A 20,124-nucleotide genomic window follows, 5' to 3' on the forward strand; every position below is an offset into this window, starting at 1 on the left:
CAGATGGAAATCATACCGTCCGACGTCATCAAGACACTTCCGAAACAGGAATTTTCGCTCGTTTTTCAAAAGGTAAAAGAGATGGAGAAAACAGGAGCCCAGATCATTAATCTCGGGCAGGGGAATCCCGATCTCCCCACTCCGCCGCATATCGTTGAAACATTGCGGGAGGCTGCGCTGAATCCTTCGTATCACGGATACGGCCCGTTCAGAGGCTATCCGTTTCTGAAAGAAGCCATCGCGGAATTTTATGAGAGAGAGTACGGGGTATCGGTCAATCCGGAGACAGAAGTCGCGCTGTTCGGCGGAGGGAAAGCTGGTTTGTACGTTTTGACGCAATGCCTGCTGAACCCCGGCGATATCGCCTTAGTCCCGAACCCCGGCTACCCTGAGTATTTATCGGGAATCACAATGGCCAGAGCGGAGCTGCATGAGATGCCGCTTCATCCGGAAAACGGCTATCTGCCGGATTTTGAGCGGATTGATCCCGCCGTCCTGAAAAAAGCCAAGCTGATGTTTTTGAATTACCCGAATAACCCGACGGGCGCGACTGCGGATCAGGCGTTTTATGAAAAAGCGGCTGCGTTTGCAAAAAGTCATGACATCCATCTTATTCACGATTTTGCATACGGCGCGTTCGAATTTGATCAGAACCCGGCCAGCTTTCTTCAGGCGAAGGAAGCAAAAACGGTCGGCGCGGAGCTTTATTCATTTTCGAAAACCTTCAATATGGCAGGCTGGAGAATGGCATTTGCCGTGGGGAATGAGAAAATTATTCAGGCGGTCAATGAGTTTCAGGATCACGTCTTCGTCGGCATGTTCGGCGGCCTTCAGCAGGCGGCAGCGGCGGCGCTGTCAGGAAATCCTGAGCATACGGAGCGTCTGAAGCGCACTTATAAAGAACGGATTGATTTTTTCACGGCGTTATGTGAAAAGGAATTAGGCTGGAGCATTGAAAAACCGAAAGGGACTTTTTATGTCTGGGCTGAAATTCCGAATGAATTCGAGTCATCACACCAGTTTTCGGACTATCTGCTGGAGCATGCCCATGTTGTCGTGACGCCCGGCGAGATTTTCGGCAGCGGCGGAAAGCGTTATGTCAGAATATCAATGGTGGCAAAACAGGGCGATTTAAGGGAAGTCGTGCTGCGGATTCAAAAGCTAGGTTTGTCCTTTCCTTCATTACAAGAAACATCCCGCTGAGAGCGGGATGTTTTTATTATATGCTTTTCATGCTGCCGCCGTCGGCTGACACTTGCTGTCCGGTAATATAGGAGGCTTCTTCAGAGGCAAGAAAGGCAGCCAGCGCCGCGGTTTCTTCCGCAGTTCCGACACGCTTCATCGGGACGCCTGAGGCAATCCGTTCCTCCGCTTCCGCTTTAGAAATGCCGTTTTGCTTCATGACATTCTTCACGAATTGGTGATAACGGTCTGTGGCGATAAATCCGGGATTCAGACAGTTGACAGTAATGTGAAAAGGCGCAAGCTGAATGGCGATGTTTTTGCTGGCATTAATTAAAGCGGCGTTCATCATGCTGTTGGTAAACATATTGGCGCCGGGTTCTTTCCATAGGTTTCCGACGATATTAATGATTCTGCCGAATTCGTGCTGTTTCATGATCGCTGCGGCCGTTTTCATAGAGTCGATATAGGCGATCGTTTTATTCGTAAAGGTATTTGTCATATCCTCTATATCGCAGTTTTCAAAGGTATCCGGCGAGCCGCCCGGAATGTTGTTGATCAATACATCAAGCCGTCCGCATTGTGATCTGATCTCTTCAAAAATGCCGGCTCTCGCCTTCTGGTCCGACATATCGCCGGCCAGAACGGTGACGCCCGCATCCGGATGTTTGGCGAGGATCTCTTCTTTTACCGATTCGATATTTTCGGGAACTCGTGAATTAATGACGGTATGAAAGCCATTGTCAGCCAGTTTCAGAGCGATCGCTCTGCCGATCCCCTGACTGGCTCCCATAATAAATGCGGTTCGTTTTGACAACTGTCTGCACCCCTTTACCAAAATGGAATCTCCTTTACATCGTAAAAAAAAATGATAAAAATAGCAAATTTTATTTAAATTCTGACAAATAAAAAAACCCGCCGGACAGGCGGGTGGGTGTTACACATGCAAAAACTTCGGAAGCGTGTCGAGAGACAAGCGGTTTCCGACAAAAAATGAACCGAATTCGCCGTAGCGCGCGCTGACTTCATCAAAGCGCATTTCATAAACAAGTTTTTTGAACTGAAGCACATCATCGCTGAAGAGCGTGACGCCCCATTCGTAATCGTCAAAACCGACAGATCCCGTGATAATCTGTTTGACTTTGCCGGCATAGCTCCGTCCGATCAAGCCGTGGCTTCTCATCAGGTTTCTGCGTTCATCCATAGAAAGCATGTACCAGTTGTCATTGCCGCTTCTTCTTTTATCCATCGGATAGAAGCAGACGTATTTCGCTTCAGGCAGCTCAGGATACAGGCGGGCGCGGACATGCGGATTTTCATACGGATCGCCTTCTCCGCTTGCCAGGTAGTTGCTCAGCTCAACCACGGAAACATAAGAATAAGCCGGGATTGTAAATTCAGCAAGCTTTGATTTGTTAAATTCAAGCTCGATTTCGTTCAGCTCTTCCATTGTCGGGCGAAGAATCATCAGCATAAAATCAGCTTTCTGTCCGACGATGCTGTAGATGGTTTGCGAGCCTTTGCCTTCTTTTTGGGCGACGCCCCATTTTTCAAGCAGTCCCGTAAATTCGTGAATAATCGACAGGCGCTCATCGCTGGATAACATCTTCCATGACGTCCAGTCCATTGTGCGGAAATCGTGAAGCGCGTACCAACCGTCAAGCGTTTGGGCGGCTTCGTTCGTTTTTTGCTGCTCACTCATGTATCTTCACTCCTATATCTTTTCATTACATTGATGCCTTCACTATACCACAGTTTAACCGTTTCGGCTGTGGAGAAACCTTGAATAATCCGAAGCCTTGTGTCAGAAACTAAGCCGTGAAACAAACCGTCAATTAAATTAGTTAGAAAAATAAGATTTCTTTTTGAAAGCGCTATAATAGAAGTTGGTTATTTGAATTTAGCTGGAAGAAGAGTATGCTGTAAAAGTAAGCGTTTTTTGTCAACATAGAGGAGGGAATATCGTGGCAGATTTATTTACAAAAGTACAAGAAAAAGTCGCAGGAAAAGATGTGAAAATCGTATTTCCTGAAGGGTTGGACGAACGTATCCTGGTTGCGGTCAACAACTTGGCGGGCAACAAGGTATTAAAGCCGATTGTGGTCGGCAATAAAGAAGACATTCAGGCAAAAGCGAAAGAATTAAATCTTACGCTTGACGGCGTGGACATTTTTGACCCGCATACATATGAAGGCATGGAAGAACTCGTTCAGGCTTTCGTAGAACGCCGCAAAGGCAAAGCGACGGAAGAACAGGCCCGCAAAGCTTTGCTGGACGAAAACTATTTCGGCACGATGCTTGTGTACAAAGGTCTCGCAGACGGACTTGTCAGCGGAGCTGCACATTCTACAGCCGATACGGTGCGCCCTGCACTGCAAATCATTAAAACAAAAGAAGGCGTGAAAAAAACATCAGGCGTCTTCATCATGGCCCGCGGTGACGAGCAGTATGTGTTCGCTGATTGCGCGATCAACATTGCTCCTGACAGCCAGGACCTTGCCGAAATCGCCATTGAAAGCGCCAATACGGCTCAAATGTTTGACATTGACCCGCGCGTTGCCATGCTCAGTTTCTCTACAAAAGGATCGGCGAAATCAGACGAGACGGACAAAGTGGCTGAAGCCGTGAAAATTGCGAAGGAAAAAGCGCCTGAGCTTACGCTTGACGGCGAATTCCAATTCGACGCTGCATTTGTGCCGTCTGTCGCGGAGAAAAAAGCGCCGGACTCCGACATTAAAGGAGACGCGAATGTATTTGTATTCCCAAGCCTTGAAGCAGGAAACATCGGCTACAAAATCGCTCAGCGCTTAGGCGGCTTTGAAGCGGTCGGACCGATTCTGCAAGGATTGAATATGCCTGTAAACGATCTTTCCAGAGGATGTAATGCGGAAGACGTCTACAATCTTGCGTTAATTACGGCTGTTCAAGCGCTGTAATCCGCAAAAGCCGGCCTTTACGAGGTCCGGCTTTTTTTATAGAAAGAACGTCACTGCGGCCCAGCCGAACAGGGACAAACAGAGAGAACCGATCAAGCCTGCTGCGAGCGCCCGCCAGCCGCTATGACGAAACGCCGATATATGGACTTTCAAACCGAGACCCGCCATCGCCATGCCGATTAAAACATAAGACACTTGAACAAGAAACGCGGAAAACGAAGCTGAAATAACGCCTGATGTATGGATGGCGCTCATTCCGAGAAATCCGAAGATAAACCAAGGGATGGGGAGCGAAGCGGCAGAAGCCGTCTTTGACTTTCCGCTGCGGCGCGCCCGCATTCCGAGCATGAATGCGGCCGGGACGAGCAGCGCGACCCGGGTCAGTTTGACGATCACCGCCATCTCGACGGCTGCTTTTCCTCCGGCGCTGCCGGCCGCCGCCGCATGCGCCACTTCGTGAAGCGTTGCCCCGCAAAAGGCCCCGTAAGCCGCAGGAGAAAACCCCAATCCATGATAAGCAAGAGAATATACAACAGTAAAAACGGTTCCTAATAACGAAACGGCGGCCGCGCTGATGGCGGCTGCATTTTCATTTGATCTGATCTGCGGCGCGATCGCGGCAATGGCTGCCGCCCCGCAGATCGCTGTGCCGCAGGCTGTCAGCGTGCTGAGTGTCTGATCTATACGGAACAGCCGGGACAGTCCGTATACAACGGCACCCGCAAACATCATACAGCAGACGGCAATTGCAAATACGTGCCAGCCCGCATGATAGATATCCGCCAGATTCAGTCTCATGCCAAGCAGGATGATGCCTGCTTTCAGCAAGTATTTGCTTGAGAACGCGATCCCCGGCTCTAATGCCTCCCGCTGTCCGAATACGGCGCGCCAGAGCATGCCGATCAGCATGGCAAGGACAAGCATTCCGAGCATATGCAAAAACGGCAGGCGGCTGACATAGAAAGCCGCAAACGCAATTCCTGCGGTAACTGAAATACCTTTTACCATCATCATCTCAGTCACTTCCCATTATCTTGATAACTCCACTTTACTGCGGTCTTAATCATTAGTAAAATATATTTATATGATATAAACGATTAGGAAAAATAATGATTAGGGGCGATGCTTTTTGTATTATGGGGAACTGAAAACATTCATTGCCGTCGTGGAAGAAAAAAACTTTACAAAGGCGGCGCAGAAGCTGATGATTTCTCAGCCGAGCGTGAGCCTTCACATTAAAAACCTGGAGAAAGAATTTCAAACTGCCTTGCTGAACCGCTCTCCGAAGCATTTTACGACGACGCCGACGGGGGACATTCTCTATCAGCGCGCCAAGCAGATGGTCTTTTTGTACGAACAGGCGAAATCCGAAATTTACGCCCACCATCATTATGTCAAAGGGAAGCTCAAAATCGCCGCGAGCTTTACCATCGGCGAATATATTCTGCCGCCGCTTCTCGCAAAGCTTCATAACGAGTATCCCGAACTGAACCTGGACGTCATGATCGGAAACACGGAGGAGGTCAGCGAAGCGGTTCGGATGCTTCAAGCCGATATCGGATTAATTGAAGGGCATACGGGGAAAAACGAGCTCGACATTCAGCCGTTTATGGAGGATGAATTGTGCATTGCCGCACCGAACGGACACCCGCTCGCCGGCAGAAAAAACATCCCGGCTGCCGAATTGCAAAATCAAGCGTGGGTGACAAGGGAGAAGGGTTCGGGAACGAGGGAATATTTAGACCATGTCCTTCAATCAAACGGACTGCGGCCGAAATCCATGATGACGATCAGCAGCAACCAGGGCGTCAAGGAAGCCGTGATCAGCGGAATGGGTCTTTCCGTTCTGTCAAAAAGCGTGCTGCAAAAGGATCTGCTTCACGGCAGCATTTCCGTGCTTGAGATAAAAGGATTCTCCTTAAAACGGAAACTGTCTATCATCCAATCTTCCATTATGGAGAACACAAAAAACAAAGAAATCTTCATCGCTCTTTTGAAAAGCCAATTTCAATCATCTCAAGCGGAGTGATATAATAAACGCATGGAAAGCCTATGACGAAAGGGATTTAATATAGATGGGAAAGCAACCGATTGATTTACTGATGCAGCCGAGCTGGAGAATCATTGACCAATCCAGCCTCGGCCCTTATTTTGATGCGAAGCAGTCATTCGCAATGGATGATACGCTGTGCGCCTCCGTAGGCAAAGGGGAATCGCCTGCGACGGCACGCTCTTGGGTGCACCACCGGACGATCGTGCTCGGTATTCAGGACACACGCCTGCCGTTTTTAGAGGACGGCGTGAAATTGCTGGAGGACGAAGGCTACCGTGTCATTGTCCGCAATTCAGGAGGCCTAGCGGTCGTTCTCGATGAAGGCGTATTGAATATCTCGCTTATTTTTGAAGATGAGAAAAAAGGCATCGACATTGACAGAGGCTACGAGGCGATGACAGAGCTGGTGCGGCGGATGCTGCGTCCGCACAATGCCGAAATTGAAGCATATGAAATTAAAGGATCGTACTGTCCGGGCAGCTATGATCTCAGCATCGGCGGCCGAAAATTCGCGGGAATCTCACAAAGACGCCTGCGGGGCGGAACCGCGGTTCAGATTTACCTCTGCGCCGATAAAAGCGGAAGCGAACGCGCCGATCTGATCAGACGTTTCTATCAAGCCGCTTTAAAAGACAAAAGCAACGATACAAAAGGCGTATATCCCGATATCCGGCCCGAAACGATGGCTTCATTAAGCGAATTGCTGCAAACGGACATTACCGTGCAGGACTTAATGCTGGCGCTTTTGACTGAACTGAAGGAACTCAGCGGACGCCTGTATGCAGCCGGATTATCGCCGGAAGAGGAAATGGTATTTGAAAAAAATCTGACCCGAATGCTGGAACGGAATGAGAAGGTGTTCGGCACGCAGGAAAGCTTGGACTGAGTCCGGGCTTTTTTTGTTTTTGGTAATTATATACTATTTAGTTATAGTGAAAAAGAATCGTTATATCAAAACTAGTTTACATTATATACCTTATTTGATTAATATATTTATGTAGGTTCCAAATAATTCTATAAACTGAAGGAGATGGAGATATGAACTTTAAAAAAATAAAAGAAGAAAAAAGAATCACGATCCCGACACATTTGTTAGCCGGAGATGCGGAACAATCAGGCAATTCTTTCGCTTGGAGCGGCTGGGTGCTTGTAGTGCCGAGCCAAGAAGACAATCAAAACCCGAATTTGAATTTCTCTGATTTAGCCGCTCAAAAGTAAGATAATCACTGTTTGGAGCCTACGCATCTGAGACGAGGCGGTGAGAGTGTGACACAAGAGTATATAAGAGAAATTAAGCGGGGAGCACTGTCATGGATTGTTGAAAATATCCATTATTTTGATATGAATCATAAAGTAGCGAATGATTTCAGATGGCGTCTTAAAACATTTATAGAACTCATTTTTCTTACCAATTACCTGATCAGAAATCAGGCAGATGATAAGGAGGTTGCTGTTTTAACGGAGTTTATTACAGAAAGGCTCCGTAATGATCAGCTTGAAGAATTTATTCATTTTGATCCGGACGGTCTCGCCGGATTGGCTATTGCGGGTGAATTTCTTACCTTGACTGATCATCCGTCACAGGCTTCAGTGATATGGGAGCTGGAAAAATTCACGGCAGCGCGTTTTGATTGCAGCCTTGCTAAAATTCCCTTTCGAAAAATGGATTTGAAGTACAGTCTGCAAAGAGCGGGCGTAACCTCGGAAATAACGGACTTTTCTGACTTATATCACTACACAGCAGCTGGCCAGGATATCCCAAATACATATATGACGGATCATGATGCGTACAGCATCACTCATACGATTTTTTATATAACAGACATGGGATGTTCTTCGCTTACGGATAAAGAATATCATCTGCCGTCCTTAAAAGAAAAGGTCCTGAAATTTCTCGGGATCTATATCTGTCTTGAGAATTTAGATATTACCAGTGAATTATTGATGTGCAGCTCTTTTTTACATATCGACATGGATAAGGACAACCATAAACCGCTCTATGAAGCAGCCTGGAATAAAATCTATCGGGGCCGAATGAAAGAGGGGAATGTCCCGAGCATCACCTATCAACATAAACCCGGTTTGAAAGGTGAACAGCGAAGAGAAGATGTGTTCAAACATTGCTATCATACAACACTTGTCGCCGCGGGTGCCGCGCATGCCTGTCTTAGAACAGAAAGGAACGATTAACTTGAACAGATTAGCTGAAGAGACGGATCAATTTTTATTATCTTTTGCTGAACAATCGCTTCCGGATCAAAAGAGCATTCAGCTGTTTGCCGGCTTCTGCAAATACTACAGAAAGACGAGCCATTCTTCTACTGTAAAAGAACATACTGAAAGGATTGCCTCCGCTTTCGTTGATAAGTCATGCTGGGAAGATCTGTTTCACTGTAACACGGCCATTGTCAATGAGTTGATTCATATCTATTTAACGGCAAAAGCTTATAAAAAGAAGCAGGGAATGGAAGCGGATGATCAGATCATACGTCACGGATTGCAAAACGGCTATCTTATAAAAAAAGAATGGCCTTATTTTAAATATGCCGAATTCGTCGGTTTACTGAATGAGCTGGGAATGTCAACTGACCATGAAAAAGTGCGCTTTTACAAGAATTCGATGTTTCAGCCTTTGCTCCATGACGCATGGAAAAGAACAGCTGAAAACGAGCTGGAGTTTGTCGAGTACTGTCTTCTTCATTTAGACCAGGGAGAGCATCTGCTTCATCCCGGCTTGAAGGCCTCCATTCAAAAATGGCTTGTGTTTTGTCTCGGCAGCCGAAAAATGAAACAGCTGTGCAATATGTTATTTATCCAATCGTGTATCGATCCATTTTTTTATGGCTGTCAAGCGGCTCTTCATCATATAAATAACGAGAATCCATCCATTCATTGTGCTCCGGCTCTTCTGCCGGCGATTGAGATTCTGAATCTGGAGTGTGGAACATGCGGATAGTCAAGGAACATTTTAATATAAAAAAAAACAGAAGAATGGCTGCTGGGTTTTTGGAAGAACATTCAGCTGCAGCCGGAAGAAATGGAAGCAGATGATCTCATGCACCTGTTTTGCGGTTTAGCGGCATGTCATCATTTTGAAAAAAGAAAGGATACAGAAGAAATTATTCTATTCTTAGACCGTTATTTTTGGGAAAAAACGCACGAATGCCATCCGGTCCTGTTCGCGTATGCGTATCATGTGTACCGCAGGATGGATGCCGCAAAAAGCATCTTTTTTCATAACGGACTTGAACAAATGGTCCGCGGTTTACAAGAGGAACTGAAATCAGAGCCTTCCTCTATGATCCTCATGGTGTTAGCAGCTTATTTTGGAGCGGTGACCCCGGAAGAACTGATCGTTTTCTTAGAAACCGCAATGAAACGTGAGGCCGATTTGCTCATGGCACCGGGCGGCATCCAGGAAGAACAGGCGGATGCCCTTTATGCCGTCTCTTATTTGCAAATGAAAGAATTACAGCCTTTTCTCGCAAAATGGTACAAAACATCAGATTTTGCTTTTTCAGGTTTAATGTTAGCCGAGTGCAGAAAGTATCACATTGCCGCCGTTGCAAAATACACAGCCATTATGAAATTTCTCCGATTCGATGAGGCGCTTTTTATACGGGAAGGGCGGGAATTTCTACGCTTTCAGCAGCGAAGCAGCGGGAGCTTCGGTTATTTGAATCCATTAGCGATGGACCAAGGGGCGGTCAGCGGCAAATTGCTGGACCGTCAGTATTTCCTGCCGTCCGCTCATTATGCCGCCGCCTCTCTGTCTATGCTGTAATGTCTCTCTTTTGAAAGACGGAAAAAGAAATCAATAAACAAATAAGAAAGTAGATCGCTATAACTGTCACGGAATAGGGGATGTTTAACGTTGAAATCGCATCACCCGCACTTTTATTTACATAAGCAACGAGGTTTAAATGCGGAAAGAGCGTAAATTTATACCACGTAAATTGGGCAAGCAAATCAGTTCCGCCCAATATACTGCCGGCAAACAGCAGTAAAATGGATAAGCAAAGGGAGAGCGCCTGGTTTTTGCACAATACTGACAAAGTGAACGCAATGGTGACAATACTTATAATTGATATGAAACGCAAAAGCAGAATGATTCCGGATGCTTTGATTGAACTGATGGTATACAGACTGTCATTTAAATGAGTATAGACGAGCGGATATGAAGCATTGGAAAAACCGAATAACACGCCGCCGATCAGCAAACAGCTCACACAGTAAAATAAGTAAATCATACCGGTAAACAGAAGAGAGGCCAGAAATTTCGATGTTAAAATCCGCCATCTTCGGTTCGGGCTTGTAGCGATAAACTTAATCGTCCCAAGGGCAAACTCTTTAGAAACAACCCCGCTGACGGTTAAAATCGCAGTCAAGCTTACGAAAATCTCAAGCCCGTTTGAAGTAACCGTGCCGAAAAACCTCCAGCCGTTCCATTCATAAGGGTTGATGTTATGCTCCAAATAATAGTCTTTATTCTTAACATCAGCAGAATAATAAACGCCTGCCGTTTCAGCCGGTTTATTAATTTCTTCCTGTTTTTTTTCGGCGAGAAGCCGTTCTTTCCAATTGTTATCCGAGGAAGCATCTAACTCATGATTCATAATAAGGCCGGCCAGCAAAACGATGAGAAACAGGAAAAAAAGAGATAAAAGTGTGCCTTTTTTTCGGGTTATTTTTATGAATTCGTTCTGCGTCAGATGAAATATGCTCATACCGCGTCCTCCTGATCTGTAATCATCATGTATTTCTCTTCCAATGACAAAGTCCTTGCAGAAACGCGGGAAATCAGAATCTCTTTCTCTGCCAAAGTTTTAATGATATACGGGATGGTATCTTCCTCCGCTTCCAATTCAATGATGCGGCTGTCTTTTTGCTGTACTTGAAGAATACCGTCCTGCTCTAATATTTCTTTCGCCCTTGCCGGATGATCGACCGTGACGGTAAACAGCTTTTTCTGACCAAGGTCATTTCTGCTCTTCATGTCTTCAATTCCTAAAATCCGTCCCTTTTTAATGTAGGCAACCCTGTCGCAAATCTCCTCCATTTCTGACAATAAATGGCTTGATAATAAAATGGAAACCCCTTGCTTCGCTAAATCGGAAAGAATGATGCGCAATTCTTTCATACCTTTAGGATCGAGACCGTTCATCGGTTCATCCAGAATTAATAACCCGGGATTGTGAAGAAGAGAATAAGCGAGCCCCAAGCGCTGTTTCATGCCTAATGAGAAATGTTTCACTTTTTTGCGGGCAGCCTGCTCCAGTCCGACTTTTGCAAGGGTATTCATAAGGTCACCCGTTCGCAGCGAGGTGCTGCGCAGTTTAGTAAAATATTTTAGGTTTTGCAAAGCGGTCATATTCGGATACATATCCGGGCCTTCAATGATAACCCCGATATGTCTCATAAAATATTCAAAGTCGCTGTCCGGTCTGCCTCTGAATGAAATGGCTCCTTCTGTTTTTTTAATAAGCTGTACGATCATTCTGAAAATAGTGGTTTTACCTGAGCCGTTCGGCCCTAAAAGGCCGAATATCTCGCCTTTTCTCACATCGAAAGAAATTGACTGTACAATAGGGGTATGATTGATGGTTTTAGAGACATCTTTTAATATCAGGGCTGGTTCACTCATGCTACTTGCACACCTTCCTTATGATTTAGGGTAAAAGCCGTCAAAACCGAAGAACATGCTTCCGATCAGGCCGGCAGCGATTAAAATGAGAGCAATGCTATACCACATTTTTCGATTCAATGGTTTCCCTCCTTACAATGCTGACATTCCATTTGAAATAGCGCAAAAAGATGCGGAATATCAGTTTCGAAAGATCAAATCCGGCCATAAACACCGCCATACCCGCTCCGAGGACCATACATCCGTTAAAAATGGCTGTTACAATCGGCACTTTTACGAGGAGAAAGAATGATCCGGTCATCAGCATCAGGCCGATTGCCATCAAACTTAACACCGCAACAGAGGCAAAAAGAAACGGTGTCAGCATAAACATGAAGTTGAACATGCCCATACCCAGCATCAGGCCAAATGCTTTGAAAAAGGAGCGCCATGTTTTCTGCTCCTCGGCATCACTGATGAAAATATCCGCTTTTAAGGCGCGCGCAAGTGTTTTGGGGTTTCCTAAATTGCCGGCGATTTGTTCATCGCTTTTTCCTTCAGCGCCGCCCATTTGGAATATTTCGCCGATATCGGCGAGTATCTCTTTTTGTTCAAGTTCCGGCAGATCTTTTATTTCCCGCCGGAGATGTTTTAAATATTGGTCTTTACACATTCATTTTCCCTCCTTAATGATGCTGTTCACTTTTTCGGACAGGTCAAGCCATTCCGATTTTAATGTGTGATGATAAAAGGCGCCTTCTTCTGTTACTTTATAATATTTGCGTGACGGGCCTTGATCTGAAGCTGCTGTATACGTTTTTAAATAGTTATTTTTCGTAAGTCTTCGTAATATGGGGTAGATGGTGCCCTCCGATACAGGGAACGTTTCACTTATGACCTTGATTAATTCATAACCATATAAATCTTCATAAAGAAGCAGGGACAACACACAAAGTTCCAATGCTCCTTTTCGTAATTGGCTACTCATTTACTATCATTCCCATCATATCTAATAATTGTATTCTCTATACAGTGTATTGCACAGTAGCTAATCGATCAATAATTCCCAAGAACCATTTGGGATGAGGAATTGAATCTTTATGCTTATGCGCGGGCGGGGACCGAGATGCGCAGCCCTTGCGGGAAGAAGGCCTCCTGAACAATGTTTACATTAATATAGATTAGGATGCGCGTCATTGACAAATGGCAAAAACCCCTTTTTCCATGACAAGGAAAGGGGTTTTTTGCGTTATTCGGCCATTTTTTCTAAATTGCCGTTCCGGTCCATTTTAAAGGACGGAGAAGAGGCATGCTCGTCGTCTTCAAATAAAACTAGTTTTCTGGCTCTGTTCATGATTTTCACCAAGGTTTCGTAGTCTTCCTGAATGGTCTTTTGATCTTTTTCAAGCTTTTCGACGGCCGCTTCCAGCTGCTCGGTTTTAGACTGAAGTTCTTGATTTTCCCGTTTTAAACGGTCATTTTCCATCTGCAAGGCGGAAGTTTGCTTTCCGCTGCCTTCATAGCTCTGCAGAAATTGAATGACGTCTGCCATTGTGAGCTCCGCCTTTTGGCTCGGCTGCTGAGGCGCCAGCAAATGTGATAAACTAGCTAACTCTTCCTTGAAGCTTTCATCGACATAAGGCATATGTTCGCCGGACATGACGGCTTGCCGGTCCTCTTTTGGCGCTTCCGTTTGAACCGTCTCTTCGGCTGCGGTTTCTTGAATGATGTCCGCATCCGGTGCAGGCGGCTGGTATAATAGTTTCTTCTTGGCCGGCTGGCCGTTTCCGAGCGCGCGCATCCGCTGTTTCCGCTGTTTTTTTGCAAGCTGAAGCGCTTTTTCATATTGATGGCGCACGACGGCATTCCATCTGAATCCGCACGCTGCCGACGTTCTGTTTAATTTATCGCCTACCTCTTCAAAGGCGTTCAGCTGCGTGCTCCCTTCCCGGACGTGCCGGAGCACGGTTTCCGCAAGCAGCAGGTCATTTTCCTCCGACCAGGCGTCCTGTCTTTGCTTTGTCAATGTTCTCAACCCCCAATAATCTTGATGGTATTAGAATGTCCAGATTGGAAAATATTTATACAAATTGGCTGAAAGAATGAGAGATACGCAGAGCCTTGCAGGATAAGATGAATCCTTGTACAATAAAACGTGATGTGATTTTTTTCGTTTTTAAAAATTAAGATTTAACATAGAGGAACATTGAATGAAGGGAAGCGTACATCATGGCTAATGAATTCCGAGTGTGTGATGATTGCCAGGCCACCAATATTAAGACTTTGCTGCCGCGTTTGAAAGAAGCTGACCCGGATGCAAAAGTGGAGGTCGGATGTCAGTCATATTGCGGGCCCGGACGCAAAAAATCGTTTGCTTTCGTAAACAACCGCCCGCTGTCGGCGCCGACTGAGGACGAGCTGATTGAGAAAGTGAAAAAGAAGATCAAAAAGTAAATGTGTATTTTTACGACAGCCTCGCCCGATGGGTCAGGCTTTTTTGCTTCAAAAAATCAATGTCGGAAAACTGGAACAAAACGCCGGACAAATTCAAGGATGTTTTCAAATTACAGAGCCGATATAATAGAATCACGGCTAAAAAAAAGAGGGAATGACGATGGCGTATCCAAACGGAAAATTATCAGAAGAAAAAGTGTTTAAAGATCCCGTTCACCGCTATGTTCATGTGCGGGACAAGCTGATCTGGGATTTGATCGGCACCCGTGAATTTCAGCGGCTGCGCCGGATCAAACAGCTCGGTACGACGTATTTGACCTTTCACGGCGCGGAACACAGCCGTTTTAACCATTCTCTCGGCGTCTATGAGATTGTCAGACGAATGGTTGATGATGTTTTTAAAGGGCGTTCTGAATGGGATGACAATGAACGCGAACTCTGTCTCAGCGCCGCGCTTTTGCACGATTTGGGACATGGGCCGTTTTCGCATTCCTTTGAAAAGGTTTTTCATCTGGATCATGAAGACTATACGAGGGAAATCATTCTCGGCGACACCGAGGTGAATCAGGTTCTCAGAAAGGCGGGACCGGGATTTCCCCAGGATGTTGCCGAAGTCATTGCCAAAACATACAAAAACAAACAGGTGGTCAGCCTGATTTCGAGCCAGATTGATGCCGACAGGATGGATTACCTTCAGCGGGACGCATACTATACGGGCGTCAGCTACGGACATTTTGATATGGAACGGATTTTAAGGGTCATGCGTCCGCGAGAGGACCAGATCGTCATTAAGCAAAGCGGCATGCACGCCGTCGAAGACTATATTATGAGCCGCTATCAAATGTACTGGCAGGTGTATTTTCATCCCGTGACGAGAAGCGCAGAAGTCATTTTGACGAAAATTCTCCACCGTGCGAAGCAGCTCCATGAAGAAGGGTATATATTCACTCATGCTCCCGTTCATTTTTATTCCATTTTTGAAGGGAAGCTGACGCTTGCGGATTATCTGAAGCTTGATGAAGCCATCATTTTATATTATTTCCAGGCTTGGGAGGAAGAAGAGGACCCGATTCTGTCCGACTTGTGCCGCCGCTTCATTAACCGCCAGCTGTTTCAATACGCCGAATTTAACCCCAATGAGGAAATGTCGGCTTATTTTGAACTGACCGCTCTGTTTAAAGAGGCGGGAATTGATCCCAATTACTATTTAGTGGTCGATTCTTCATCGGATCTGCCGTATGATTTTTACCGGCCGGGTGAAGAGGAGGAGCGTCTGCCGATTCATCTGTTAACGCAGAACGGCCAGATCAAAGAGCTGTCCAGGCAGTCCGCTATTGTCGAATCCATTTCGGGCAAACGCCGGACGGATCATAAGCTGTACTATCCGATGGACCTCATTTTTGATGATTCAGAAAACCCTGAAGCAAAATTAAAAATCCGGCAGCTGCTGGGACTGACATAAAAGGATTTTGGTAAAGAAGGAAAAGGAGATGTCGGGAATTTGTTGAAAGAACATGCAAAACTGATGAAGGTGTTCTCGGATTCTGGAGAAATCATCGGGCGGAAAAAGCTGCAGAAAATCATTTATATCGCGAAGAAAATGCAGTATCCTTTCTACGAAAAATATGATTTTCATTTTTACGGCCCGTATTCCGAAGAACTGACGCTTCGAATTGAAGAGCTGTGCAATCTTGGGTTTCTGGATGAGGTGAAGGAAAAAAAGGGCGGCTACTTTCAATACCGGTACTCGCTGACGGAGACGGGAGCCGAGTTTTTACATCATGCGGAGCTCACAATGCCGGATATGAAGAAGTACATCGACAGCGTCAACAGCCGCTCATCCCGGTTTCTGGAGCTGGTGTCTACGATTTTGTATTTTGACGGCCTTGAAGCTGAGGAAAAGAAAGAGAAAGTGTTTACGATAAAAAGCAAACAGAAATATACGGATGAAGAATATGATGAGGCGCTTCACTACATAGAAGAGCTGAAACACATTTGTTAAAGGCGATGCTTTCGTCTTTTTTTATGAAAAAACCAGGCCGCAATGAAGCGGGCCTGGTTTTGTTTATTGTCTCAATTTGCTGTGCTTGTACGAATATAAAAAGTAAACGATGACGCCGATGATCAGCCAGACGGCAAAATAAAGCCACGTTTTCAGCGGCAGATTGACCATTAAAAACAAACAGCAGATAATGGCCAAAATCGGCAGTACGGGTACAAAAGGCACTTTAAATCCCCGTGGAAGATCTTTATGGGTGCGGCGCAGAATCAGCACGGACAGACTGACCATGGCAAATGTCAATAGCGCGCCGATGTTTGAGAGATCTGACAGCTCTTTCAGATCAACAAAACCCGCGATGCATGCGCTGATCAGTCCGATCAGCCAAGTATTAAAGATCGGCGCTCCCGATTTCTTTCCGACAATGGTAAAGACTTTCGGCAGCATTCCGTCTCTTGCCATCGCAAAAGATATACGGGTCGCCGCATAGGTATGGGCGAGAACGACGGCCATCAGTCCGATCACCGCACCGGCAGCGATAATGCCCGCCACCGCGTTTTGTCCGACAGTCTGCAGCACATAAGACATGGCTTCCGGCACATTAAGCTGTGAATACGGAACCATACCCGTCATGACGAGACAGACGATGACGTACACCAATGTACAGATCACCAGTGAACCGATAATACCGATCGGCAGGTTGCGCTGCGGTTTTTTGACTTCTTCAGCCGAAGCCGAAATCGCGTCAAATCCGAGAAACGCAAAAAAGACGGCAGAAGCCCCCGTAATGACGCCTTTGATTCCAAAAGGCATAAAAGGGTGCCAATTGCCCGGCTTTACAAAAAAGCTTCCTGTGATGATAAACAGCAAAACAATTCCGATTTTTACGAGAACCATTATATTATTAAAGGTTTTGCTCTCTTTAGAGCCGCGTGACAGAACGACGGCAATTAATAGAGTAATGATGATGGCAGGAAGGTTGACGATGCCCCCCCTGGCTCGGCACGTGCAGCAGACTGTCCGGCAAAGGCATGCCGATTTCGGCTAACAGATTATTAAAATAACTTGACCAGCCGCTTGCCACCGCCGACGCCGTCACCATATAAACGGATAAGAGCGTCCAGCCCATTAAATGGCCGACAATTTCTCCCATGGTGGTATAAGAGTAAATATAGGCGCTTCCGTAAACCGGGAGAACAGAAGCGATTTCGGCGTAACATAATGCTGCAAGGCTGCAGACAACGGCTGCAATGATAAAAGAAAAGATTACGGAAGGCCCGGCGTTTTTCGCGGCTGTAATGCCTGTAAGAACCATGACGCCCGTCCCGATGACGGCGCCGATGCCCAGTAATGTTAAATCAAATCCACCCATCGTTTTGGCAGTCTGCCTTTTTCTGCTTTGTTCAAGCAGCTGGGTGATGTCTTTTTTTTTTGTAGGATATTCCGCAACACGCATCCCTCCATCCAAAAGCAAAAGCCAAGAGGGACTCTTTGGCTTTTACCCGTGTCACATCTTCTGTGTAATCGACAATCCTGTGTTCTGTTTCCCCGTCTGTTCCGTTTCTTTTCTTTTCCAATCATATTGTCTGCCGCATCCGATCAGATTATCCTTTCCGTCAAACGCAGTCACCCTTAATGATTTTACCTGAATCGTGTCTATAAAACCAGCATTGCATAAAAGGATATGGTAAAAAAGAGGGAGACAAAAGCCTGTGCAGGGCAGGATAAAAGTTGCGGGCATTCCGGCCGGAATTTTGACTTTCTCCGTAAGGTATCAGTAAAATGTAATAAAAAACAAACAAATGATGATGGATGCATCTTGAAATGGGGAGTTTCTGCATGAAGCACGATAACTTGCAAGCAAATGTACTGGATTACGCGCTCACGAAATATTTAAAGAGCACGAAAAAGCTTGATGAGGCGACAATTCCGAAGAGTATAAACAATATCAGAGGATTTATTCTGAGGATTATTTACCGGCACGGCACGTGCACGATTAAAGATATATTACAGGAGGTCACATTATCGCCTTCCGCCACGACAACCGCTCTCAATCATTTAGAAAAAGAAGGATTCGTGGAAAGGTCGAGAAACAACGAAGACCGCCGCACGGTATGGATGACGCTTTCCGAATCGGGAAAAATGGCGGCCATGCAAATGATTGAAAACCGGCAGCTGCTGATTGACGAACTGTTCGAAGCATTGACAGAGGAAGAAAAGAAAATCTTTTTCAGCCTGGTTGAAAAGGTTGTGAAATAAGCCGGCCTGACATAGCAGCGCCGGCCATTATCAAGGATTACTCCGTATCGCTGATCCGTTTGCCGGCGACGGCGTAATGATCCTTTCTCATTTCTTCAATCATGACAATGATCTTTTCTTCGGCTGCGCCTGTCGTTTCTTTTACGGCTTCGGTCACTTTTTCAACCAGATTCCGTTTTTGTTCATCTGTGCGGCCTTCAAGCATTTTAACGGTTACGAGCGGCATGGTGCTGTCCTCCTTTATCGTTTCCTCTCTTTGGAAGAGAGATCACTTATAGTATACTGAATGAAGGACAATCTTGCATTTTTTAAAAAAGGGGATTTTGACATTTGGACAGATTTTTATATTATCCGCTGGAGCTTATGCCCTATGTCGTGATTACGCTGATCGTGGCATTTACGATGCATGAACTGGCGCACGCGTATGTCGCGTATCGCTTCGGAGACGATACCGCGGCGAGACAGGGCAGATTAACGCTCAATCCGATTAAACATCTTGATGTTTTCGGAACGATTCTAATTTTGGTCGCGGGTTTCGGCTGGGCCCGTCCGGTGCCGGTGAACCGCCGCGCCTTTAAAAGACCGCGGCTGGCGGGAGTGCTGGTTTCCGTCGCCGGGCCCGTAAGCAACCTGCTTCTTGCCTTTATCGGTTTCTTTTTGCTAGTGTTGATGCATGCTTACGGAATGGAGCTGCTTTCTGCATTCAGCATGGGGCTTGACCGCTTTTTCTCTATTTGGATTCAGCTGAATCTCGCGCTGTGTTTATTCAACCTGCTGCCGCTTCCTCCGCTTGACGGCTACCGGATTATTGAGGATCTCGTGCCGCCGCGGGTGCGCGCCAAAATGACTCAGTTTGAGAGCTACGGGATTATCGTGTTTCTCGTGCTGTTTGTGACACCGGTCGGCTCCTATGTCGTGTGGCCGCTGCTAAGCGAGGGGAGAGACTGGATTCTCAAGGTATTTGCCATTATATTTCAACCGCTTTTGTAGGAGGGTATTTTCATGGAAGAAAAAAAGAAGAAAACAATCGGATTTAATATTATTAAAAGTGATCCGACCGACGGACATGGCGGTTTTGGCGCCGGGTCGCTGAGCCTTGATAATATTTCTCCGGTATTTGTCGATGTGGAAGAGAAGGAAGCCTTCGTTGACATCGGCGCAATGCATGCCCGCAGTGTCGTTGAAAAAGGCATCAAATTCCTGCCGAACAAAGATGAAGTGCCGAACGGAAAACCGTACTGGCTCGTGTGGGTCACCATCGACAGAAAAGAAGAAGGCCCTTATTACGCGGGTGTGACGGCTTGTGAAATGACCGTGGACAGAAGTATCCGCAGAGGCTATAAGTCATTGCCGGAGCATGTGAATTTAATGGATAAATCAATGAAGCGCCGCATTATCGTGGACAAAATGGACGCCAGCTCAAAGCAGGTGCTTGCTGAATTTCTGCAGAAGCATGACCAAGGGCTCTGGGAACGTTCATCCGATGAATTGAAAACGGGTCTGCTTCCGGGCGAAAAATAATTTGTGAACTTTTTGTGAACTTTATAAATATTTGCACTATTTCGCAATTGTACTGAGTAAACTGTTGATACAGAATCAGGACATGGAAAGTCCCGAG

The 20,124-nt window shown here is 46.1% G+C and carries 22 protein-coding genes and 2 pseudogenes; 14 read left to right on the forward strand and 10 right to left on the reverse strand.

All coding sequences use genetic code 11. From position 1 onward, the window contains the following. Positions 1-3: 3 nt before the first annotated feature. Positions 4-1,203, forward strand: a complete 1,200-nt coding sequence (locus MJQ52_RS13140) for a pyridoxal phosphate-dependent aminotransferase (protein ID WP_094247413.1) — start codon at positions 4-6, stop codon at positions 1,201-1,203. A 16-nt stretch (positions 1,204-1,219) separates the two neighbouring features. Here MJQ52_RS13140 and MJQ52_RS13145 read toward each other — a convergent pair whose 3' ends face one another. Further along, positions 1,220-1,999, reverse strand: coding sequence for an SDR family oxidoreductase (locus tag MJQ52_RS13145; protein WP_017418688.1), 780 nt, complete (start codon positions 1,997-1,999; stop codon positions 1,220-1,222). Positions 2,000-2,119: 120 nt separating this feature from the next. After that, the gene (gene hemQ / locus MJQ52_RS13150) at positions 2,120-2,884 is read right to left on the reverse strand and encodes a hydrogen peroxide-dependent heme synthase (RefSeq protein ID WP_003151011.1); all 765 of its coding nucleotides are present in this window, start codon (positions 2,882-2,884) and stop codon (positions 2,120-2,122) included. Positions 2,885-3,146: 262 nt separating this feature from the next. Between hemQ and pta the strand changes: the two genes are divergently transcribed. Continuing rightward, complete coding sequence (gene pta, locus MJQ52_RS13155) at positions 3,147-4,118, forward strand: phosphate acetyltransferase (RefSeq protein ID WP_094247414.1); 972 nt, start codon at positions 3,147-3,149, stop codon at positions 4,116-4,118. Positions 4,119-4,154: 36 nt separating this feature from the next. Here pta and MJQ52_RS13160 read toward each other — a convergent pair whose 3' ends face one another. Then, complete coding sequence (locus tag MJQ52_RS13160) at positions 4,155-5,132, reverse strand: YeiH family protein (RefSeq protein ID WP_094247415.1); 978 nt, start codon at positions 5,130-5,132, stop codon at positions 4,155-4,157. Between the two features lie 115 nt (positions 5,133-5,247). Between MJQ52_RS13160 and MJQ52_RS13165 the strand changes: the two genes are divergently transcribed. From MJQ52_RS13165 to MJQ52_RS13190, 6 genes and pseudogenes are all read left to right on the forward strand, one after another. Further along, on the forward strand, positions 5,248-6,147 hold the full coding sequence (locus MJQ52_RS13165) for a LysR family transcriptional regulator (protein ID WP_007407666.1): 900 nt from the start codon (positions 5,248-5,250) through the stop codon (positions 6,145-6,147). Positions 6,148-6,193: 46 nt separating this feature from the next. Next, complete coding sequence (locus tag MJQ52_RS13170; RefSeq protein WP_025853620.1) at positions 6,194-7,057, forward strand: lipoate--protein ligase family protein; 864 nt, start codon at positions 6,194-6,196, stop codon at positions 7,055-7,057. A 152-nt stretch (positions 7,058-7,209) separates the two neighbouring features. Beyond that, positions 7,210-7,389, forward strand: a complete 180-nt coding sequence (locus tag MJQ52_RS13175; protein WP_003151018.1) for a hypothetical protein — start codon at positions 7,210-7,212, stop codon at positions 7,387-7,389. Positions 7,390-7,437: 48 nt separating this feature from the next. Beyond that, positions 7,438-8,361, forward strand: a complete 924-nt coding sequence (locus MJQ52_RS13180; protein WP_025853619.1) for a DUF6895 family protein — start codon at positions 7,438-7,440, stop codon at positions 8,359-8,361. Beyond that, entirely contained in the window at positions 8,330-9,127 is a 798-nt protein-coding gene (locus MJQ52_RS13185; protein ID WP_094247416.1) for a hypothetical protein, read from the forward strand. The genes MJQ52_RS13180 and MJQ52_RS13185 overlap by 32 nt, the downstream gene beginning before the upstream one ends. Continuing rightward, positions 9,118-9,955: pseudogene (locus MJQ52_RS13190) on the forward strand (hypothetical protein). The gene MJQ52_RS13185 and the pseudogene MJQ52_RS13190 overlap by 10 nt, the downstream one beginning before the upstream one ends. Here MJQ52_RS13190 and MJQ52_RS13195 read toward each other — a convergent pair. The 5 genes from MJQ52_RS13195 to MJQ52_RS13215 form a co-directional block, all read right to left on the reverse strand. Further along, positions 9,945-10,898 (reverse strand): ABC transporter permease, encoded by a 954-nt coding sequence (locus MJQ52_RS13195; protein WP_094247417.1) that lies wholly within the window; start codon positions 10,896-10,898, stop codon positions 9,945-9,947. The pseudogene MJQ52_RS13190 and the gene MJQ52_RS13195 overlap by 11 nt on opposite strands. Continuing rightward, positions 10,895-11,815 (reverse strand): ATP-binding cassette domain-containing protein, encoded by a 921-nt coding sequence (locus MJQ52_RS13200; protein WP_003151027.1) that lies wholly within the window; start codon positions 11,813-11,815, stop codon positions 10,895-10,897. Before MJQ52_RS13200 ends, MJQ52_RS13195 begins: the two co-directional genes overlap by 4 nt. Before the next feature lie 97 nt (positions 11,816-11,912). After that, on the reverse strand, positions 11,913-12,467 hold the full coding sequence (locus tag MJQ52_RS13205; RefSeq protein WP_003151028.1) for an HAAS signaling domain-containing protein: 555 nt from the start codon (positions 12,465-12,467) through the stop codon (positions 11,913-11,915). Further along, positions 12,468-12,782, reverse strand: a complete 315-nt coding sequence (locus MJQ52_RS13210; RefSeq protein WP_014306027.1) for a PadR family transcriptional regulator — start codon at positions 12,780-12,782, stop codon at positions 12,468-12,470. A 261-nt stretch (positions 12,783-13,043) separates the two neighbouring features. Next, positions 13,044-13,820: an RsfA family transcriptional regulator gene (locus MJQ52_RS13215; protein ID WP_025649388.1), complete on the reverse strand. Its 777-nt coding sequence runs from the start codon at positions 13,818-13,820 to the stop codon at positions 13,044-13,046. Positions 13,821-14,023: 203 nt separating this feature from the next. Here MJQ52_RS13215 and MJQ52_RS13220 point away from each other — a divergent pair, with 203 nt between their 5' ends. The 3 genes from MJQ52_RS13220 (at position 14,024) to MJQ52_RS13230 (ending at position 16,250) form a co-directional block, all read left to right on the forward strand. Further along, positions 14,024-14,248 carry a DUF1450 domain-containing protein gene (locus tag MJQ52_RS13220; protein ID WP_003151034.1) on the forward strand — a complete coding sequence of 75 codons (225 nt, stop codon included), beginning with the start codon at positions 14,024-14,026 and terminating at the stop codon, positions 14,246-14,248. Between the two features lie 160 nt (positions 14,249-14,408). Then, complete coding sequence (locus MJQ52_RS13225) at positions 14,409-15,710, forward strand: HD domain-containing protein (protein ID WP_146275737.1); 1,302 nt, start codon at positions 14,409-14,411, stop codon at positions 15,708-15,710. A gap of 39 nt (positions 15,711-15,749) precedes the next feature. Beyond that, a complete protein-coding gene (locus MJQ52_RS13230; protein WP_007407653.1) occupies positions 15,750-16,250 on the forward strand; it encodes a YwgA family protein in 501 nt (166 codons plus the stop codon). 63 nt (positions 16,251-16,313) lie between these two features. Here MJQ52_RS13230 and MJQ52_RS13235 read toward each other — a convergent pair. Beyond that, positions 16,314-17,711 (reverse strand): annotated as a pseudogene (locus MJQ52_RS13235) (amino acid permease). Between the two features lie 375 nt (positions 17,712-18,086). Between MJQ52_RS13235 and MJQ52_RS13240 the strand changes: the two are divergent. Beyond that, positions 18,087-18,506, forward strand: a complete 420-nt coding sequence (locus MJQ52_RS13240) for a MarR family transcriptional regulator (protein ID WP_003151040.1) — start codon at positions 18,087-18,089, stop codon at positions 18,504-18,506. A 37-nt stretch (positions 18,507-18,543) separates the two neighbouring features. On the opposite strand, the gene MJQ52_RS13245 is transcribed toward MJQ52_RS13240, so the two are convergent. Then, on the reverse strand, positions 18,544-18,732 hold the full coding sequence (locus MJQ52_RS13245; RefSeq protein WP_003151042.1) for a 2-hydroxymuconate tautomerase: 189 nt from the start codon (positions 18,730-18,732) through the stop codon (positions 18,544-18,546). Between the two features lie 104 nt (positions 18,733-18,836). On the opposite strand from MJQ52_RS13245, the gene MJQ52_RS13250 reads away from it, so the two are divergent. Both MJQ52_RS13250 and MJQ52_RS13255 read left to right on the forward strand, forming a co-directional pair. Next, positions 18,837-19,496, forward strand: coding sequence for a site-2 protease family protein (locus MJQ52_RS13250; protein ID WP_003151043.1), 660 nt, complete (start codon positions 18,837-18,839; stop codon positions 19,494-19,496). Between the two features lie 12 nt (positions 19,497-19,508). Then, positions 19,509-20,027, forward strand: a complete 519-nt coding sequence (locus MJQ52_RS13255; RefSeq protein ID WP_015387555.1) for a YwhD family protein — start codon at positions 19,509-19,511, stop codon at positions 20,025-20,027. The last annotated feature ends 97 nt before the right edge of the window (positions 20,028-20,124 follow it).

Origin of the sequence: Bacillus sp. jun7 (assembly GCF_051034795.1) — a bacterium.
In the GTDB taxonomy this organism is placed as follows: domain Bacteria; phylum Bacillota; class Bacilli; order Bacillales; family Bacillaceae; genus Bacillus; species Bacillus velezensis.

Bases quoted from the DNA above. Each gene is read 5' to 3' on its own strand.
- MJQ52_RS13225 (WP_146275737.1), top strand. From the start codon at position 14,409: ATGGCGTATCCAAACGGAAAATTATCAGAAGAAAAAGTGTTTAAAGAT.
- MJQ52_RS13245 (WP_003151042.1), bottom strand. From the start codon at position 18,732: ATGCCGCTCGTAACCGTTAAAATGCTTGAAGGCCGCACAGATGAACAA.
- hemQ (WP_003151011.1), bottom strand. From the start codon at position 2,884: ATGAGTGAGCAGCAAAAAACGAACGAAGCCGCCCAAACGCTTGACGGT.
- MJQ52_RS13140 (WP_094247413.1), top strand. From the start codon at position 4: ATGGAAATCATACCGTCCGACGTCATCAAGACACTTCCGAAACAGGAA.
- MJQ52_RS13175 (WP_003151018.1), top strand. From the start codon at position 7,210: ATGAACTTTAAAAAAATAAAAGAAGAAAAAAGAATCACGATCCCGACA.
- MJQ52_RS13200 (WP_003151027.1), bottom strand. From the start codon at position 11,815: ATGAGTGAACCAGCCCTGATATTAAAAGATGTCTCTAAAACCATCAAT.
- MJQ52_RS13205 (WP_003151028.1), bottom strand. From the start codon at position 12,467: ATGTGTAAAGACCAATATTTAAAACATCTCCGGCGGGAAATAAAAGAT.
- MJQ52_RS13160 (WP_094247415.1), bottom strand. From the start codon at position 5,132: ATGATGATGGTAAAAGGTATTTCAGTTACCGCAGGAATTGCGTTTGCG.
- MJQ52_RS13170 (WP_025853620.1), top strand. From the start codon at position 6,194: ATGGGAAAGCAACCGATTGATTTACTGATGCAGCCGAGCTGGAGAATC.
- MJQ52_RS13210 (WP_014306027.1), bottom strand. From the start codon at position 12,782: ATGAGTAGCCAATTACGAAAAGGAGCATTGGAACTTTGTGTGTTGTCC.
- MJQ52_RS13195 (WP_094247417.1), bottom strand. From the start codon at position 10,898: ATGAGCATATTTCATCTGACGCAGAACGAATTCATAAAAATAACCCGA.
- MJQ52_RS13185 (WP_094247416.1), top strand. From the start codon at position 8,330: ATGCCTGTCTTAGAACAGAAAGGAACGATTAACTTGAACAGATTAGCT.
- MJQ52_RS13255 (WP_015387555.1), top strand. From the start codon at position 19,509: ATGGAAGAAAAAAAGAAGAAAACAATCGGATTTAATATTATTAAAAGT.
- MJQ52_RS13220 (WP_003151034.1), top strand. From the start codon at position 14,024: ATGGCTAATGAATTCCGAGTGTGTGATGATTGCCAGGCCACCAATATT.
- MJQ52_RS13240 (WP_003151040.1), top strand. From the start codon at position 18,087: ATGAAGCACGATAACTTGCAAGCAAATGTACTGGATTACGCGCTCACG.